The sequence below is a fragment of the Klebsiella sp. C360 genome (assembly GCF_048822415.1).
In the GTDB taxonomy this organism is placed as follows: domain Bacteria; phylum Pseudomonadota; class Gammaproteobacteria; order Enterobacterales; family Enterobacteriaceae; genus Klebsiella; species Klebsiella quasipneumoniae.
Window position 1 is genome coordinate 25,312 of the sequence record NZ_JBMEZZ010000008.1, and the last position, 15,914, is coordinate 41,225.

Annotated in this window: 18 protein-coding genes; 7 read left to right on the forward strand and 11 right to left on the reverse strand. The window is 58.3% G+C overall.

Annotated features, from left to right (window positions below):
- The 3 genes from dadX to ACOI7D_RS19670 all read right to left on the reverse strand — a co-directional run bounded on the left by dadX (position 1) and on the right by ACOI7D_RS19670 (position 2,624).
- Positions 1 to 1,071 carry a catabolic alanine racemase DadX gene (dadX, locus tag ACOI7D_RS19660; protein WP_023290204.1) on the reverse strand — a complete coding sequence of 357 codons (1,071 nt, stop codon included), beginning with the start codon at positions 1,069 to 1,071 and terminating at the stop codon, positions 1 to 3.
- A gap of 9 nt (positions 1,072 to 1,080) precedes the next feature.
- Positions 1,081 to 2,379: a D-amino acid dehydrogenase gene (locus tag ACOI7D_RS19665; protein ID WP_060591651.1), complete on the reverse strand. Its 1,299-nt coding sequence runs from the start codon at positions 2,377 to 2,379 to the stop codon at positions 1,081 to 1,083.
- A 98-nt stretch (positions 2,380 to 2,477) separates the two neighbouring features.
- On the reverse strand, positions 2,478 to 2,624 hold the full coding sequence (locus ACOI7D_RS19670; RefSeq protein WP_060591653.1) for a hypothetical protein: 147 nt from the start codon (positions 2,622 to 2,624) through the stop codon (positions 2,478 to 2,480).
- A gap of 76 nt (positions 2,625 to 2,700) precedes the next feature.
- Here ACOI7D_RS19670 and ACOI7D_RS19675 point away from each other — a divergent pair, with 76 nt between their 5' ends.
- Positions 2,701 to 4,233 (forward strand): SpoVR family protein, encoded by a 1,533-nt coding sequence (locus tag ACOI7D_RS19675; RefSeq protein ID WP_004203310.1) that lies wholly within the window; start codon positions 2,701 to 2,703, stop codon positions 4,231 to 4,233.
- A 74-nt stretch (positions 4,234 to 4,307) separates the two neighbouring features.
- Here the strand turns inward: ACOI7D_RS19675 and fadR are convergent, their stop codons facing one another.
- Positions 4,308 to 5,027, reverse strand: coding sequence for a fatty acid metabolism transcriptional regulator FadR (fadR, locus tag ACOI7D_RS19680; RefSeq protein WP_004203311.1), 720 nt, complete (start codon positions 5,025 to 5,027; stop codon positions 4,308 to 4,310).
- A 248-nt stretch (positions 5,028 to 5,275) separates the two neighbouring features.
- On the opposite strand from fadR, the gene nhaB reads away from it, so the two are divergent.
- The 3 genes from nhaB (at position 5,276) to ACOI7D_RS19695 (ending at position 7,980) form a co-directional block, all read left to right on the forward strand.
- Entirely contained in the window at positions 5,276 to 6,826 is a 1,551-nt protein-coding gene (nhaB, locus tag ACOI7D_RS19685) for a sodium/proton antiporter NhaB (protein WP_032453352.1), read from the forward strand.
- Between the two features lie 128 nt (positions 6,827 to 6,954).
- Positions 6,955 to 7,485 (forward strand): disulfide bond formation protein DsbB, encoded by a 531-nt coding sequence (gene dsbB, locus ACOI7D_RS19690; protein ID WP_004203315.1) that lies wholly within the window; start codon positions 6,955 to 6,957, stop codon positions 7,483 to 7,485.
- Between the two features lie 150 nt (positions 7,486 to 7,635).
- Positions 7,636 to 7,980 (forward strand): DUF1971 domain-containing protein, encoded by a 345-nt coding sequence (locus tag ACOI7D_RS19695; RefSeq protein WP_032453353.1) that lies wholly within the window; start codon positions 7,636 to 7,638, stop codon positions 7,978 to 7,980.
- Positions 7,981 to 7,986: 6 nt separating this feature from the next.
- On the opposite strand, the gene ACOI7D_RS19700 is transcribed toward ACOI7D_RS19695, so the two are convergent.
- The 3 genes from ACOI7D_RS19700 to ACOI7D_RS19710 all read right to left on the reverse strand — a co-directional run bounded on the left by ACOI7D_RS19700 (position 7,987) and on the right by ACOI7D_RS19710 (position 9,485).
- On the reverse strand, positions 7,987 to 8,433 hold the full coding sequence (locus tag ACOI7D_RS19700) for a YcgN family cysteine cluster protein (protein ID WP_017900197.1): 447 nt from the start codon (positions 8,431 to 8,433) through the stop codon (positions 7,987 to 7,989).
- A gap of 94 nt (positions 8,434 to 8,527) precedes the next feature.
- Positions 8,528 to 9,187 (reverse strand): fumarylacetoacetate hydrolase family protein, encoded by a 660-nt coding sequence (locus ACOI7D_RS19705; RefSeq protein WP_023290208.1) that lies wholly within the window; start codon positions 9,185 to 9,187, stop codon positions 8,528 to 8,530.
- 16 nt (positions 9,188 to 9,203) lie between these two features.
- Complete coding sequence (locus ACOI7D_RS19710; protein WP_004203320.1) at positions 9,204 to 9,485, reverse strand: YcgL domain-containing protein; 282 nt, start codon at positions 9,483 to 9,485, stop codon at positions 9,204 to 9,206.
- Between the two features lie 126 nt (positions 9,486 to 9,611).
- On the opposite strand from ACOI7D_RS19710, the gene minC reads away from it, so the two are divergent.
- Genes minC through minE form a run of 3 tightly spaced genes read left to right on the forward strand, consistent with a single transcriptional unit; the run spans position 9,612 to position 11,419 of the window.
- Positions 9,612 to 10,310: a septum site-determining protein MinC gene (gene minC, locus ACOI7D_RS19715; protein WP_023290209.1), complete on the forward strand. Its 699-nt coding sequence runs from the start codon at positions 9,612 to 9,614 to the stop codon at positions 10,308 to 10,310.
- Positions 10,311 to 10,333: 23 nt separating this feature from the next.
- Positions 10,334 to 11,146, forward strand: a complete 813-nt coding sequence (gene minD, locus ACOI7D_RS19720) for a septum site-determining protein MinD (RefSeq protein ID WP_060591656.1) — start codon at positions 10,334 to 10,336, stop codon at positions 11,144 to 11,146.
- Between the two features lie 3 nt (positions 11,147 to 11,149).
- Positions 11,150 to 11,419 carry a cell division topological specificity factor MinE gene (gene minE / locus ACOI7D_RS19725; protein ID WP_004103270.1) on the forward strand — a complete coding sequence of 90 codons (270 nt, stop codon included), beginning with the start codon at positions 11,150 to 11,152 and terminating at the stop codon, positions 11,417 to 11,419.
- A 76-nt stretch (positions 11,420 to 11,495) separates the two neighbouring features.
- Here minE and rnd read toward each other — a convergent pair whose 3' ends face one another.
- The 4 genes from rnd to tsaB all read right to left on the reverse strand — a co-directional run bounded on the left by rnd (position 11,496) and on the right by tsaB (position 15,899).
- Positions 11,496 to 12,611, reverse strand: coding sequence for a ribonuclease D (rnd, locus tag ACOI7D_RS19730; protein ID WP_023290210.1), 1,116 nt, complete (start codon positions 12,609 to 12,611; stop codon positions 11,496 to 11,498).
- An 81-nt stretch (positions 12,612 to 12,692) separates the two neighbouring features.
- The gene (fadD, locus tag ACOI7D_RS19735) at positions 12,693 to 14,378 is read right to left on the reverse strand and encodes a long-chain-fatty-acid--CoA ligase FadD (protein ID WP_085551111.1); all 1,686 of its coding nucleotides are present in this window, start codon (positions 14,376 to 14,378) and stop codon (positions 12,693 to 12,695) included.
- Positions 14,379 to 14,583: 205 nt separating this feature from the next.
- The gene (locus ACOI7D_RS19740) at positions 14,584 to 15,165 is read right to left on the reverse strand and encodes a Slp family lipoprotein (protein ID WP_032453356.1); all 582 of its coding nucleotides are present in this window, start codon (positions 15,163 to 15,165) and stop codon (positions 14,584 to 14,586) included.
- Between the two features lie 38 nt (positions 15,166 to 15,203).
- Entirely contained in the window at positions 15,204 to 15,899 is a 696-nt protein-coding gene (gene tsaB, locus ACOI7D_RS19745) for a tRNA (adenosine(37)-N6)-threonylcarbamoyltransferase complex dimerization subunit type 1 TsaB (protein WP_060591658.1), read from the reverse strand.
- Positions 15,900 to 15,914: the final 15 nt, after the last annotated feature.

Below are 15,914 nucleotides of genomic sequence, written 5' to 3' on the forward strand. Positions count from 1 at the left end.
TTACAGGGTCACAACCGGCACCCGCGGCGCCAGGGCGCACATCAGCTCATAGCCGACGGTGCCGCAGCTGGCCGCCACGTCGTCGATTTTAATCTCTTTGCCCCACAGTTCGACCGGCGCGCCAATCCCGGCCTGCGGACAGGGGGTTAAATCGACCGCCAGCATATCCATCGACACGCGCCCGACGGTGGTGGTCCGCACGCCGTCCACCAGCACCGGCGTGCCGCTCGGCGCCACCCGCGGATAGCCGTCGGCATAGCCGCAGGCGACGATGCCGATCCGCTGCTCCTGGGTGGTGCGATACAGGCCGCCATAGCCGATCGCCTCGCCGGGGCGCAGGTTCTGCACGGCGATGATTTCGCTGCGCAGGGCCATCACCGGCTTCAGGCCGGTGTTCGCGATATCCTGCCACTGCCCGGAGGGCGACGCGCCATACAGCACGATGCCCGGTCGAACCCAGTCAAAATGCGCTTCCGGATGCCAGAGGGTCGCCGCCGAGTTAGCCAGCGAGCGCGGGCAATCCAGTCCCTCCGCCGCTTGTTCAATACGGCGCATCGGCTCGACAATCCCCTGCGGGTTCTCCGCCTCCGCGAAGTGCGACATCAGCGTCATCTCGCCGACATTGCTTATCGCCCGCAGCTGCTGCCAGACGGTATGCACCCGCTCCGGCATAAAGCCCAGCCGGTTCATGCCGCTGTTCACCTTGAGATAGATATCCAGCGGCGCGCGCAGCTTCGCCTGCTGCAGCGCCTTAATCTGCCAGTTGCTGTGAACGCTGGTGGTTAAGCGATATTGATCCAGCACCGCCAGCTCATCGGCATGGAAGAAGCCCTCCAGCAGCAGGATCGGACCTTTCCAGCCCTGCTCGCGCAGCAGGATCGCCTCTTCCAGGTTGAGCAAGGCGAAACCATCCGCCGCGCTCAACGCACTCCATACCCGCGCCACGCCATGGCCATAAGCATTAGCTTTGACCACCGCCCACAGGCGCGACCCGGGGGCCGCGCGACGCACTATCTGTAAATTCTGCCGCAAGGCCAGCAGGTCGATGCTGGCCACTACCGGACGGGTCATGCAAGCTCCTTAGTTGTGTGCGCCATGCAGATGCTGCGGACGCGCCGGGGTGAACCCGGGGCTGTAGCGGGCGACCGCCAGATCGTCGTAAGGGATCGCCGGCGTGCGGCCGGAGATCAAATCGCTGATAAGCTGCCCTGAGCCGCAGGCCATGGTCCAGCCGAGGGTACCGTGACCGGTGTTGAGCCACAGGTTTTTAAACGCCGTGCGCCCGACCACCGGCGTGCCGTCCGGCGTCATCGGCCGCAGGCCGGTCCAGAAGGTGGCCTGCTCAACGTGGCCGCCGCGCGGGAACAGGTCGCGCACCACCATTTCCAGAGTTTCCCGACGCGGCTGCAGCAGCGCTTTGTTAAAACCGACGATCTCGGCCATACCGCCGACGCGAATGCGCTGATCGAAACGGGTGATGGCGATTTTATACGTCTCATCAAGGATAGTGGAAACCGGCGCGCCGTCTTCCTGGGCAATCGGGATGGTTAACGAATAGCCTTTCAGCGGGTAGACCGGAATATCCACCAGTCCCTTGAGCATCGCCGTCGAGTAGGAGCCGAAGGCCATCACATAGGCGTCGCCTTTGATAATCTCATCACCGCATTTCACCCCGGCAATGCGATCGCCCTCCTGCAGCAGGGCGTCCACCGGGGTGTGGAAGCGGAAGGTGACCCCGGCCTGTTCCGCCATCGCCGCCAGACGGGTGGTAAACAGCTGGCAGTCGCCGGTTTCATCGTTTGGCAGACGCAGGCCGCCGGTCAGTTTGTGGCTGACCTCCGCCAGCGCGGGCTCCACTTCCGCCAGCCGCTTCGCCTCCAGCAGCTGATACGGCACGCCGGCGTCCTCCAGCACCGCGATGTCGCGGGTGGCGTTTTCATACTGTTTGGCGGTACGGAACAGCTGCAGCGTCCCGCCCTGACGCCCTTCATACTGAATGCCGGTGGTGTCGCGCAGCGCCTTCAGGCAGTCGCGGCTGTACTCCGCCAGGCGCACCATCCGGCCTTTGTTCTCCATATAGTGGCGGGTGTCGCAGTTGCGCAGCATCTGCCACATCCACTTCAGCTGGAACGACGTGCCGTCAAGGCCGATCGCCAGCGGCGCATGGCGCTGGAACATCCATTTTATCGCCTTCAGCGGCACCCCCGGCGCCGCCCAGGGCGCCGCATAGCCGGGAGAAATCTGCCCGGCGTTGGCCGCGCTGGTCTCCTCTGCCGGACCGGGCTGACGGTCGATAACCGTCACCTCATGACCCGCCTGACTCAAATACCACGCGCTGGCTACCCCAACCACCCCACTTCCCAGTATGACGACACGCATAGCGACTCCGTAACAGTTAAAGAACAATCATCTAATTACAAATTGATAACTCAGATGAAAATATTATTCAACATACGCTTTATTTATGGTGACTTAACTCACAGCAAACCGCACCAGTCCTGCGCTGCGAGATTTACGATCTCATGCTGCGCTTTATTTTTACCCAGCATTATATTCTGTAAATAAGCGCAAAAAACGGCTTTGAGATGGGGAAATCGCGAAGAAAAGCGATTGGCTGACAACACAGTTTGCTGTGCGGTGTTCTATGCTTGTTTAGAGGTTTTCCGTTCAGAGAAAACCAACAACAACGAGGGCGCGCTAATGGCTACGATTGACTCCATGAACAGGGACACCACCCGTTTAAGCGATGGACCCGACTGGACGTTTGAGTTACTGGAGACCTACCTGGCCGAAGTGGACCGGGTCGCTAAGCTCTATCGTCTTGACACCTACCCGCACCAGATCGAAGTCATTACTTCCGAGCAGATGATGGACGCCTACTCCAGCGTCGGCATGCCCATCAACTATCCGCACTGGTCGTTCGGCAAAAAATTCATTGAGACCGAGCAGGCCTATAAGCACGGCCAGCAGGGCCTGGCGTATGAGATTGTCATCAACTCCAACCCCTGTATCGCCTACCTGATGGAAGAAAACACCATCACCATGCAGGCGCTGGTGATGGCGCACGCCTGCTACGGGCATAACTCGTTCTTTAAAAACAATTACCTGTTTCGCAGCTGGACCGACGCCAGCTCAATCATCGACTACCTAATCTTCGCCCGCAAATACATTACCGAGTGCGAAGAACGCTATGGCGTCGACGAAGTGGAGAAACTGCTCGACTCCTGCCATGCGCTGATGAACTACGGCGTCGACCGCTATAAACGTCCGCAAAAAATCTCTCTGCAGGAGGAGAAGGCGCGGCAGAAAAGCCGGGAAGAGTATCTGCAGAGCCAGGTGAATATGCTGTGGCGCACCCTGCCGAAGCGCGAAGAGGAGAAGGCGATTGAGTCCGCCCGCCGCTACCCTTCCGAACCGCAGGAGAACCTGCTGTACTTTATGGAGAAGAACGCCCCGCTGCTGGAATCGTGGCAGCGCGAGATCCTGCGCATCGTGCGCAAAGTCAGCCAGTATTTCTACCCGCAGAAACAGACCCAGGTGATGAACGAGGGGTGGGCCACCTTCTGGCACTACACCATCCTCAATCATCTCTATGACGAAGGGAAAGTGACCGAGCGCTTTATGCTGGAGTTTCTCCACAGCCACACGAACGTGGTGTTCCAGCCGCCATACAACAGTCCGTGGTACAGTGGGATTAACCCCTACGCGCTGGGCTTCGCCATGTTCCAGGACATCAAGCGCATCTGCCAGTCGCCCACCGAAGAGGACAAGTATTGGTTCCCGGATATCGCCGGTTCCGACTGGCTGGAAACGCTGCATTTCGCCATGCGCGACTTCAAGGATGAGAGCTTTATCAGTCAGTTCCTGTCGCCGAAGATCATGCGCGATTTCCGCTTCTTCACCGTGCTCGACGACGACCACAACAATTATCTCGAGATCTCGGCGATCCACAACGAAGAGGGCTATCGCGAGATCCGCAACAAGCTCTCAGCGCAATATAACCTCAGCAATCTTGAGCCGAATATCCAGGTGTGGAACGTTGACCTGCGCGGCGACCGCTCGCTGACGTTGCGCTATGTGCCGCACAACCGCGTCCCGCTGGACAAAGGGCGGCGCGAAGTGCTGAAACATGTGCATCGTCTGTGGGGGTTCGATGTGCTGCTGGAGCAGCAGAACGCCGACGGCAGCATTGAACTACTGGACCGCTGCCCGGCGCGGCCGAACGCGCTATAGCTTTGCGGGACATATAAAACGACGAAGGGGGCCATCGGCCCCCTTATTGTGTTTATCGATGGCGAATAGCCAGCTTAACGCACATTCATGGCTAAATCGCCGGGCAGCGATTTCTGCATCCGGTGCCAGATCTCGCCGCTGTCATGGCCGTAGCGACGCACCAGCTCATACACCTGATCGTGCAGGCCCCCTTCGCACACCTTCGCCAGCTGATGATAAAAGCCCAGCGCCAGGCTGCGCGCTTCCGGGCTGGAGAAATAGTGGCGGCCAATGCGGGTATACAGCCCCTTCATGCCGTTGAGGATCAGACCATAGATCGGATTGCCGGAGGCGAACGCCAGACCGCGGAAAATGTTGTAATCGAGGTCGGCGAAGGCATCGGCGTGATCTTCCACTTCCCGGGCGCTGTCCAGCACCGCCAGCGCTTTATCCGGATGCTGACGGAACGCGGTGCGAATAAAAATCGTGGAAATATTGGTGCGCACGGAGAGCAGGTTATCAATCAGCTGCGGTACGCTGTCGTGATCGAGACGCGCCAGCGTTTCAAGGATATTCAGCCCGGAGGTCTCCCAGAAGTTGTTCACTTTGGTGGGTTTGCCGTGCTGAATGGTCAACCAGCCGTCACGCGCCAGACGCTGCAACACTTCGCGCAGAGTGGTGCGGGTGACACCGATCAGCTCAGAAAGCTCGCGTTCAGCGGGGAGAATCGATCCAGGTGGGAAGCGGTTATTCCAGATGCTCTCAATGATATACTCTTCCGCGAAACCCGCAGGGCTCTGCGCCTTAATGACCATAATAATATTTCCATTACACATTGTTGCAATTGCACTCATCATACCAGAGCCGCTATAGCGCAGATAGCATCGCAAGTGAATTAAAAAGGGATCGCCGTTTCATTTTCCGTTTTTACTTTACGCTTTTCCTTCTCGCCCGTAACCGCCGCCGCGCTGCGAAGAAAGTTGCTTCTCATTTTGCTCAGCTGATACTCTTGCCAATCGTTACGCACAAAATCATGTACTAATTGACGGGGAAGGATTCTGTCGTGGAAATTTCTTATGGCCGCGCGCTGTGGCGCAATTTTCTTGGCCAGTCGCCTGACTGGTACAAGCTGGCATTAATTATTTTCTTAATCATCAATCCGCTGGTGTTCGCCTTAGCGCCGTTTGTCGCCGGCTGGCTGCTGGTGGTTGAGTTTATCTTTACCCTCGCCATGGCGCTGAAGTGCTATCCACTGCTGCCGGGGGGGCTGCTGGCATTTGAAGCGGTGCTGATCGGCATGACCAGCCCGGGTCATGTGCGGGAAGAGATCGCCAGCAACCTGGAAGTGCTGCTCCTGCTGATGTTCATGGTGGCGGGCATCTACTTTATGAAGCAGCTGCTGCTCTTCGTCTTTACGCGCCTGCTGCTCGGCATCCGCAGCAAAATGCTGCTGTCGCTGGCCTTCTGCCTGGCCGCCGCCTTCCTCTCCGCCTTTCTCGATGCGCTCACCGTGGTGGCGGTGGTGATTAGCGTCGCCGTCGGGTTTTACGGCATCTATCACCGCGTCGCCTCGGCGCGCCCCGACGATAGCGATGTGCAGGACGACAGCCATATCGATCAGCACTACCGCGAGGTGCTGGAGCAGTTCCGCGGTTTTCTGCGCAGCCTGATGATGCACGCCGGCGTCGGTACCGCGCTCGGCGGCGTCATGACCATGGTCGGCGAGCCGCAAAACTTGATTATCGCCAAAGCGGCGGGCTGGCATTTTGGCGAATTCTTCATTCGCATGTCGCCCATCACACTGCCGGTGCTGGTCTGCGGGCTGCTGACCTGTCTGCTGGTGGAAAAGTATCGCCTGTTTGGCTACGGCGAACCGCTGCCGCCGACGGTCCGAAAGGTGCTGCAGGACTTTGACGATCGCAGCCGCGCGCAGCGCAGTCGTCAGGAACGGCTGCGGCTGATTGCCCAGGCGCTGATTGGCGTCTGGCTGATCGCAGCCCTCGCATTGCACCTTGCCGAAGTCGGCCTCATTGGCCTGTCGGTGATCATTCTCGCTACCACCTTTACCGGCGTGACCGATGAACATGCGATTGGCAAGGCGTTCACCGAGGCGTTGCCCTTCACCGCGCTGCTGACGGTATTCTTTGCCGTCGTGGCGGTGATCATCGACCAGCAGCTGTTCACGCCGGTCATCGAGTTTGTTCTGCAGGCCTCGCCGCACGCGCAGCTGTCGCTGTTTTATCTGTTTAACGGCCTGCTGTCGTCCATCTCGGATAACGTTTTTGTCGGTACGGTCTACATCAACGAAGCGAAAACCGCCCTCGAGCATGGCGCCATCAGCCTGAAGCAGTTTGAGATGCTGGCGGTGGCGATCAATACCGGCACCAACCTGCCGTCAGTGGCCACCCCGAACGGCCAGGCGGCATTCCTCTTCCTGCTGACTTCCGCGCTGGCGCCGCTTATCCGGCTCTCCTATGGCCGCATGGTGTGGATGGCTCTGCCCTACACCCTCGTGCTGACGCTGGTCGGCCTGCTGTGCGTCGAGTTCACCCTGATGCCGGTCACCGAATGGTTGCTGGCTCACGGCTGGCTGGTTACCCCCACCCTGCCCTGATCCACCCATCGCCCGGGTTCGCCCGGGCGATTCAATAACCAGTTACGTAATATTTTCCGCCGGGCCGCTGGCGTCGGTTCGGTTTTCGTTTACACTGCCATGATTTAGCATCTTCCAGGGAAATGATTATGTTGCAATATTTAAACCAGTGCTCGCGGGGACGCGGCGCCTGGCTCCTGATGGCATTGACCGCGTTCATTCTCGAACTCGTCGCGCTGTGGTTCCAGCACGTGATGCTGCTGCAGCCGTGTGTGATGTGCATTTATGAACGCTGCGCCCTGTTTGGCATCATGGGCGCGGGGCTGGTGGGCGCCATCGCCCCCAAAACGCCGCTGCGCTATGTCGCCATGCTGATTTGGCTGTACAGTGCGGTACGTGGGCTGCAGCTGGCGTGGGAACATACGATGATCCAGTTGCACCCATCGCCGTTCCAGACCTGTGATTTCGCCGCCCGCTTCCCGAGCTGGCTGCCGCTGGATAAATGGTTGCCGCAGGTGTTTGTCGCGTCCGGCGACTGTTCGGTACGCCAGTGGCAGTTCCTGTCGCTGGAGATGCCGCAATGGCTGGTGGGCATTTTCGCGGCCTATCTGGTGGTGGCTATCCTGGTGATCGTTGCTCAGCCTTTTAAAGCGAAAAAGCGCGATCTGTTTGGCCGCTAAGCCGCTGTGAGTCCCGCGCATCATGAAACGCCCTCCGGGGCGTTTTTTTGTGCCTGCTGTTCATCGCTGAATCGTTTCCTGTCTGTGGTTGACCACGGCCATCAAAAGATGCATATTAAATACATCTTATATAGCCCCACAGGAGCTCACATGTCATCTTTACTGATCCCCGCAGACTGGAAAGTTAAACGCTCCACCCCGTTCTTTACCAAAGAGAACGTCCCCGCCGCCCTGCTGAGCCACCACAACACCGCAGCCGGCGTCTTCGGTCAGCTGTGCGTCATGGAAGGTACGGTGACCTATTACGGTTTTGCCAATGAACAGGCGACGGAGCCGGAGAAAAAAGTCGTCATTCATGCCGGGCAGTTTGCCACCAGTCCGCCGCAGTACTGGCACCGCGTCGAACTCAGCGACGATGCCCGCTTCAATATTCACTTCTGGGTGGCGGATGAAACCGACGGTGAAAACGGGCTGTTCCACGCGAAAAAAGCGTGACGGCGCTTACCGCGCCCTGTCAGGCAGATTGAGGATGTGGTCCTGCCAGTCGACAACGGTGGACTCGGGCACCGCAATATGACGGACGGAGATGCGTTCGCCGTGCATCGCCGCTTTTGAGCCGGTCAGCAGCGGGTGCCAGGCCGGCAGAGGCTTGCCTTCCGCCAGCAGGCGATAGGCGCAGGTCGGCGGCAGCCATTCGAAAGTCGGCAGATTTTCGCGCGTGAGCTTGATGCAGTCCGGCTCATATTCGAAGCGACGCTCGTAGTTACGGCACTGGCAGGTTTTGATATTGAGCTGACGGCAGGCGACGTTGGTGAAGTAGATCTCATCGGTATCTTCATCCATCAGCTTATGCAGGCAGCACTGGCCGCAACCGTCACACAGCGATTCCCACTCCGCGTCGGTCATGTCATCCAGGGTTTTTTGTTGCCAGAAAGGTTGTTCGCTCATCGAAGTGTCCGTCGTTGCCAGTTAAGGGTGCACCTTATAACCAGTCTGGCACGACGATGCAAGTTTTGCCGCCCCAAAAGGCGGCAAACCACGCTTACAGTACCCGGGTGGTGAGCGACAGGCCGTTGAAGCCGACCACCAGCTCGTCGCCGCTGTGCAGCGGCCCTACCCCTTCCGGGGTGCCGGTGAGGATCACGTCCCCGGCTTTGAGAGTAAAGAAGCGCGACATATAGGCGATCAGCGGCACGATCTTATGGATCATGTCGGCGGTGGTGCCCTGCTGGCGCACCTCGCCGTTAATCTTCAGGCTTAACGGCGTATTCTGCGGGTCGCCGTGGAACTCGGCGGCCGGAATAAAGCCGGAGATCGGACAGGCGTTATCGAAGCCTTTGGCCTTTTCCCACGGCTGTCCGGCCTTTTTCATCTTCGCCTGCAGGTCGCGCAGGGTGAGATCCAATGCGACGCCATAGCCGGCAATCCCTTTCTGCACATGCTCTTCCGTCGCCTGACGCAGCGTACCGCCGATCAGCACCGCCAGCTCGACTTCGTGATGCACCGAGCCCAGCCCCTCAGGAAGCACCAACGGCTGACGGAGATCGCACAGCGCGCTCTCAGGTTTAATAAACAGCACCGGCTCTTCCGGCGTCGCACTGCCCATTTCCTTGATGTGCTTTGCATAATTACTGCCGACGCAAACCACTTTGCTCACCGGATAATCCAGGAGCGCTCCCTGCCAGTTATGATGTTGGTACATTATTTTCCCTCGTGGGTTAATCGGATTGTTTCCCCTGTTCCGCCAGGTGTTTCTTTAGTAGATTTTCAGACGGCGGAGGAAGTTGCAGGTAATAGCCCTGTTCGCTTAACGCCTGTTTCACTTTTTCGAGGTCGGCGTTAACCAGTTTTTTGCGCCCATCCAGCGGCAGCAGCATCGCCATTTGCGGCGTGCCGAAGCCGCGCATCAGCTCGTCAGGAACGCGTGAGAAATCGTCCTTTTTTTCGACGTATAAATAGGTTTGTTCACGTTTAGTACTTCGATAGATCACACAAAACATAGTTTTACTCGGAATTAGACCCGTGGTCACTTGCCTCAATATATGAGTGACTATAACATGCCTTTTAGTCTTCGGAATATCACCGCACTTCGGCGGTCGATAAACAGCAAATTGAGTAAGGCCAGGATGTCAAATACGCCAATCGAACTTAAAGGCAGTAGCTTCACGTTATCTGTCGTTCATTTGCACGATGCAAATCCCGAGGTTATTCGTCAGGCGTTAGAAGACAAAATCGCCCAGGCTCCCGCCTTTTTACGCCATGCTCCGGTGGTGGTGAATATCGCCAGCGTCGAGGAGAGCGTCGAATGGCGCGCCGTCAACGAGGCTATCGCCGCGACCGGTTTACGTATTATGGGCGTCAGCGGATGCAAAATCCCGCGCCTGAAAACCGAAATCGACCGCGCCGGTATCCCGTTATTAACCGAAGGGAAAGAAAAAGCCCCTCGTCCGGCACCGTCCGAACCTGCCCCGCCGCCGCCAGTTGCTAACCAGATCACAAAAACGCGTTTGATTGACCAGCCGGTACGTTCCGGTCAGCGCATTTATGCGCCACACTGTGATCTTATTGTTACAAATCATGTGAGTGCCGGCGCGGAACTTATCGCTGACGGCAATATCCATGTATATGGCATGATGCGAGGACGCGCATTGGCAGGCGCCGGTGGCGACAGAGACGCCCAGATATTTTGTACCCACCTTGCGGCGGAGCTGGTCTCCATCGCCGGGGAATATTGGCTGAGCGATAACATCCCGGCCGAATTTTATGGCAAAGCGGCACGCCTGCGTTTAGGCGAAAGCGCTTTGACAATTCAACCGTTAAATTAATCCCTTTTTAACAAGGAATTTCTATGGCACGCATTATTGTTGTGACTTCGGGTAAAGGGGGCGTTGGCAAGACCACCTCCAGCGCGGCCATCGCTACAGGTTTGGCCCAGAAGGGAAAGAAAACCGTCGTTATCGACTTCGACATCGGCCTGCGTAACCTCGACCTGATTATGGGCTGCGAACGTCGCGTCGTTTATGATTTCGTCAACGTCATCCAGGGCGATGCCACATTGAACCAGGCGCTGATCAAAGATAAGCGCACGGAAAACCTCTACATTCTCCCGGCTTCCCAGACCCGGGATAAAGACGCCCTGACCCGCGAAGGCGTCGACAAAGTTCTCGAAGAACTGAAGAAGATGGAGTTCGATTTCATCGTCTGTGATTCCCCGGCAGGCATTGAAACCGGTGCGCTGATGGCGCTCTATTTTGCTGATGAAGCCATTATCACCACCAATCCGGAAGTCTCCTCCGTTCGCGACTCCGACCGTATCCTCGGCATTCTCGCTTCCAAATCCCGCCGCGCGGAAAATGGCGAAGAGCCGATCAAAGAGCACCTGCTGCTGACCCGCTACAATCCAGGCCGCGTCAATAAAGGCGATATGCTGAGCATGGAAGACGTACTGGAGATTCTGCGCATCAACCTGGTGGGCGTGATCCCGGAAGACCAGTCAGTCCTGCGCGCATCCAACCAGGGTGAGCCCGTGATCCTCGATGTCGCGTCGGACGCAGGCAAAGCCTATGCCGATACCGTTGAACGTCTGCTCGGAGAAGAACGCCCTTTCCGCTTCATTGAAGAAGAGAAGAAAGGATTCCTCAAACGCCTGTTCGGAGGATAAATTATGGCTTTACTCGACTTTTTTCTCTCGCGAAAAAAGAACACGGCTAATATTGCGAAAGAACGCCTGCAAATCATCGTCGCCGAGCGCCGCCGCGGGGACGCGGAGCCGCATTACCTGCCGCAGTTGCGCAAAGATATCCTGGAAGTGATCTGTAAATACGTGCAGATCGACCCGGAGATGGTCAGCGTGCAGCTGGAGCAACGGGACGGTGATATTTCCATTCTTGAGCTGAACGTGACCCTACCCGAAACGGAAGAGTCGAAACCCTGACCTGCTGTTCCATCCCGAAAAAAACCGGCTACGCCACGCGCCGCCGGTTTTTTTATAGCCTGAACCAGACCGCCCGCTAGCGCGGATAGTCGTTTAACAGCCTCTTCAGCCGTTCGCCCATCAGCTCACCACGCCAACCGGAAATCAGCTCAGGCTCAGCGGCCTGCGTTTTCAGCTGCCAGTGCCAGTTCAGCAGCTGGTTGATCTGTCGACGCGACGCCAGCAGCTCCGCGCTTACGCCCTTCTCCGCGCTCACTTCCTGCACCAGCGCTTTAATCTCTTTAAAGGCTTTGCGGTAGCCCGGCATGTCGATCAGATTCTGCAGCGGCGCCGGCAGCGACGACTCCGGCAGCGCCTGGGCTTTCTCGACCAGGCCGATCAGCGTTTTGCCATGGAAGCGAATTTCGCTACCGGACAACCCGAGGCTGTCGAGCTCGCCGAGGCTGGTGGGCATATAGCGCGCCACGCTCCACAGATGCTCTTCCCGCACCACAAAGTTCACCGCCAGGTCGCGCTCACGCGCTTTGCGCAGACGCCACTCCGCCAGCAGCTGCAGGCAGCCCAGCTGGCGGGTACGCAGCTGCCAGGCGTTGCCGATATCGCGCCAGGCCTCGGCCGGGTCGACCACCTCCTGACGGCGCTGCTGCATCAGGCGGCATTCGTCCAGTGCCGCCGATAGCCAGCCCGCGCGATCGGTCTCCGCCATTAATTGGCTGGCGATCGGCAGCAGGTACCAGACGTCGGCCGCAGCGTATTCACACTGACGCTCGGTCAGCGGCCGCGCCAGCCAGTCGGTACGGGATTCGCTTTTGTCCAGCGCGACCCCGGAATACTCTTCCACCATCGAGGCAAAGCCCCAGGACATCGGCCGACCGCAGAAAGCCGCCAGGATCTGGGTGTCGATCAGCGGCTGCGGCATCAGGTTGAACGCATTGAGGAAGACTTCTAAATCTTCGCTGCCGGCATGCAGATATTTGGTTACATCCGGATTGAGCAGCAGGTCGCGCATCGGCGCCCAGTCGTTAATCGTCAAGGGATCGATCAGAGAGACCTGGTGGCCGTCGAACAGCTGCAGCAGGCCCAGCTGCGGGTAATAGGTGCGGGTACGGACAAATTCCGTATCCAGAGCGACGGCGGAGGCCGCGCTTGCCGCTTCGCAGACAGCGCGCAGGCCATCGTCGGTGGTGATCATCTGATAGTTCAAAGCATACTCTCTTAACTTGCGCCCATAAAAAACGCCGGCGTAGCCGGCGTCTGGCGACTCATTCGCTACTCAGCCTTTATTGTCCACTTTAGCGCGCGCTTCGTCACGCAGTTCTCGCCGCAAAATTTTCCCGACGTTGGATTTCGGCAGTTCGTCACGGAATTCCACCAGTTTCGGCACCTTATAGCCGGTCAAATGGCGTCGGCAGAAGGTAATCAGCGCTTCTTCGGTTAATGCGGCATCTTTCTTCACCACGAAGATCTTCACCGCTTCGCCGCTGCTGCCGGACGGCACGCCGATGGCCGCCACCTCCAGCACGCCGCTGTGCTGCATGACCACATCTTCGATTTCATTCGGATAGACGTTAAAACCCGACACCAGGATCATATCTTTTTTCCGATCGACGATGCGCAGGAACCCCTCTTCATCCATCACCGCGATATCCCCGGTGTGCAACCAGCCGTTCTTGATGATCTCATCCGTCGCGTCAGGTCGCTGCCAGTAGCCCAGCATCACCTGCGGCCCCTTGATACAGAGTTCGCCAGGCTGGCCCGGCGCCACTTCGTTATCGTCATCATCCACCAGTTTGGCTTCGGTGGAAGGCACCGGCAGACCAATGCTGCCGCTGTGGTAGTCGATATCGTGGGGGTTGACGCTGACCAGAGGCGAACACTCGGTCAGTCCGTAGCCCTCAAGCAGATATTGCCCGGTCAGTTTCACCCAGCGCTCAGCCACCGCCTGCTGCACCGGCATGCCGCCGCCGGCGGAGAGGTGCAGCGAGGAGAAATCAAGCTGCTGGAACTCTTTGTTGTTCAGCAAGGCGTTGAACAGGGTATTGACCCCGGTCATGGCGGTAAAGGGATATTTCGCCAGCTCCTTCACCAGTCCGGGTATGTCGCGCGGGTTGGTGATCAGCAGATTCTGCCCGCCCAGCTCGATAAACAGAAGGCAGTTCATGGTGAGGGCGAAAATGTGATACAGCGGCAGCGCGGTCACCACGAACTCTTTGCCGCGATGCAGCAGCGGGCCGTAGGTGGCATTGACCTGCTCGAGGTTGGCCAGCATGTTGCGATGGGTCAGCATCGCCCCTTTAGCCACCCCGGTAGTGCCCCCGGTGTACTGCAGAAACGCCAGATCTTCCGCTACGATCTCCGGCTTCACGTACTGCATGCGATAGCCGTGCTGCAGCGCGCTGCGAAACGAGATGGCATCCGGCAGATGGTACTTCGGCACCAGGCGCTTGATGTACTTGACCACAAAGTTCACCAGCGTGCCTTTGGCAGTGGAGAGCTGATCGCCCATGCGCGTCAGGATCACGTGTTTCACCTGGGTCTTCGCCACCACTTTTTCCAGGGTATGGGCAAAGTTGGAGACGATGACGATCGCCGCCGCGCCGCTGTCGTTGAGCTGATGCTCCAGTTCACGCGGGGTATATAAGGGGTTGACGTTGACCACGATCATCCCGGCGCGCAGGATGCCAAACAGGGCCACCGGATACTGCAGCAGGTTAGGCATCATCAGGGCCACCCGATCGCCCTTCTGTAACCCTAAGCCCTCCTGAAGGTAAGCGGCGAAGGCGCGACTGCGCTCTTCCAGCTTACGGTAGGTCATCACTTCACCCATATTGATAAACGCCGGTTGGTCGGCGTAGCGGGTGGTGGCATGTTCAAACAGTTCAACCAGGGATTGATAGCGGTCAGGATTTATCTCCGCCGGAACATCTGCGGGATAACGGTTTAGCCAAACCTTTTTCACTGCATCACCTCTGAAATAGTTATTCGTCGTCATCACAGCCCCTGGGAAATACATTTTGTTAACATTATATTAACTCAGCGTACCAGTTTATTAATTAGGCAATGAGCAGGTTGCGAAGCGCGTCACTATTTTTTTTCTTATTCGACTGAAAACAAAGAAACAGCGGACTGGCCGCTGTTTCTTTGAACTAACAAAAACAACAAAATCATTCAGTTACAACGTTTCTTACCTCAGCAGGGCCGGGGTTGTACCATCCCCATCCGCCATAGCCGTACCCCCAGGGGCGGGGACCCAGCATCCACGGGTCGATGGGCTGCGGGGGCATCACCACCTGCTGCACCACGTTCCAGCGTTTGTAGCCGGTGGCGTTCATCAGCATAAATTTGTAGGGCGTGCTACCCACTTTGCCATCGACCACCCCGGCAATCGGCCCGACCACGGTCACCAGCTGGCCCCGGAAGTCCACCGGATCGAGGAAGCCGTTAACATCGGCAAAGATTCGCCCGCGCGAGGGTTCGCCCAGTTCCGGCCGCGCACCGCTGTCCAGCGGCACGGTAGCGATTTCTAAGCGGGTTTTACCCTGCTGGTTCTGCACGTTGACCACCTTGCCGCCAAAGCGCGCTTCCTGACCAACGTACAGCTGCGGGGCGTTCATCACCCGCACCAAATCCTGCTGCGGCGTGGGGCTGGTGCCTTTGATGGCATCCGGCACCGATACGCAGCCGCTCAGCGCAACGGCAACCGCCGCGGCCAGCAGCCAGCGAACGCCCTGTTTTTGACCCGCCATGATGCGACTCCTTTTCTCAGTCTTCTTGTTACTGAGATTCACTCGCGGCCCGGAAGTTTCTTCCACGCCACCTCGTTACGCAAATAAACCGGCTCCGCTTTCTCCACGGCCACGGTTTTCCCTGCCGCCAGCAGATAACAGGCTAACGGCAGCATATCCTCTGCCGCCGGCAGTTCGATTTCGCCGCTGCTTATGGTCAGTCCGCTCTCTTTCGCCAGATCCGGCCACGCCTGCCAGCCGGTGCCGACGGTGGCCCATTCGCCGGAAAGCTGCGCCAGCCGTTCGGCCACCGCGTCCGGTTTGAGCACCGCTTCCGTCTCTTCGCCGTGCCAGACGCCCTGCTCGTCGCGCTGGTACTCAGCCCAGTAGACTTCACCCATCCTGGCGTCAATCGCCGCCAGCACGCGGGTGGCGCCGGTTTTGCGCCAGGCGCCCTGCGCCATGGTGGCCAGCGTGGAAACGCCGATCATCGGCAGCTCCGCGCCGAGCGCCAGCCCCTGGGCGATACCGATGCCAATACGCACGCCGGTAAAGCTGCCCGGGCCGCGGCCAAAGGCCAGCGCGTCCAGCTCGGTCAGGGTGGTGCCGCTCTCGGTGAGAACCTCCTGCACCAGCGGCAGGATACGTTGGGTGTGTTCGCGGGGACAAATTTCGAAATGAGCACTAAGGGTGCCATCATTCCACAGCGCCGCGGAGCAGGCCTCTGTGGCGGTATCGATAGCCAAAATTCGCATGGGTGGTCACGCTCT

Bases quoted from the DNA above. Each gene is read 5' to 3' on its own strand.
- dadX (WP_023290204.1), bottom strand. From the start codon at position 1,071: ATGACCCGTCCGGTAGTGGCCAGCATCGACCTGCTGGCCTTGCGGCAG.
- tsaB (WP_060591658.1), bottom strand. From the start codon at position 15,899: ATGCGAATTTTGGCTATCGATACCGCCACAGAGGCCTGCTCCGCGGCG.
- ACOI7D_RS19675 (WP_004203310.1), top strand. From the start codon at position 2,701: ATGGCTACGATTGACTCCATGAACAGGGACACCACCCGTTTAAGCGAT.
- minD (WP_060591656.1), top strand. From the start codon at position 10,334: ATGGCACGCATTATTGTTGTGACTTCGGGTAAAGGGGGCGTTGGCAAG.
- rnd (WP_023290210.1), bottom strand. From the start codon at position 12,611: ATGATCACCACCGACGATGGCCTGCGCGCTGTCTGCGAAGCGGCAAGC.
- minC (WP_023290209.1), top strand. From the start codon at position 9,612: ATGTCAAATACGCCAATCGAACTTAAAGGCAGTAGCTTCACGTTATCT.
- dsbB (WP_004203315.1), top strand. From the start codon at position 6,955: ATGTTGCAATATTTAAACCAGTGCTCGCGGGGACGCGGCGCCTGGCTC.
- ACOI7D_RS19695 (WP_032453353.1), top strand. From the start codon at position 7,636: ATGTCATCTTTACTGATCCCCGCAGACTGGAAAGTTAAACGCTCCACC.
- ACOI7D_RS19700 (WP_017900197.1), bottom strand. From the start codon at position 8,433: ATGAGCGAACAACCTTTCTGGCAACAAAAAACCCTGGATGACATGACC.
- ACOI7D_RS19665 (WP_060591651.1), bottom strand. From the start codon at position 2,379: ATGCGTGTCGTCATACTGGGAAGTGGGGTGGTTGGGGTAGCCAGCGCG.
- ACOI7D_RS19705 (WP_023290208.1), bottom strand. From the start codon at position 9,187: ATGTACCAACATCATAACTGGCAGGGAGCGCTCCTGGATTATCCGGTG.
- ACOI7D_RS19710 (WP_004203320.1), bottom strand. From the start codon at position 9,485: ATGTTTTGTGTGATCTATCGAAGTACTAAACGTGAACAAACCTATTTA.
- minE (WP_004103270.1), top strand. From the start codon at position 11,150: ATGGCTTTACTCGACTTTTTTCTCTCGCGAAAAAAGAACACGGCTAAT.
- fadR (WP_004203311.1), bottom strand. From the start codon at position 5,027: ATGGTCATTAAGGCGCAGAGCCCTGCGGGTTTCGCGGAAGAGTATATC.
- ACOI7D_RS19740 (WP_032453356.1), bottom strand. From the start codon at position 15,165: ATGGCGGGTCAAAAACAGGGCGTTCGCTGGCTGCTGGCCGCGGCGGTT.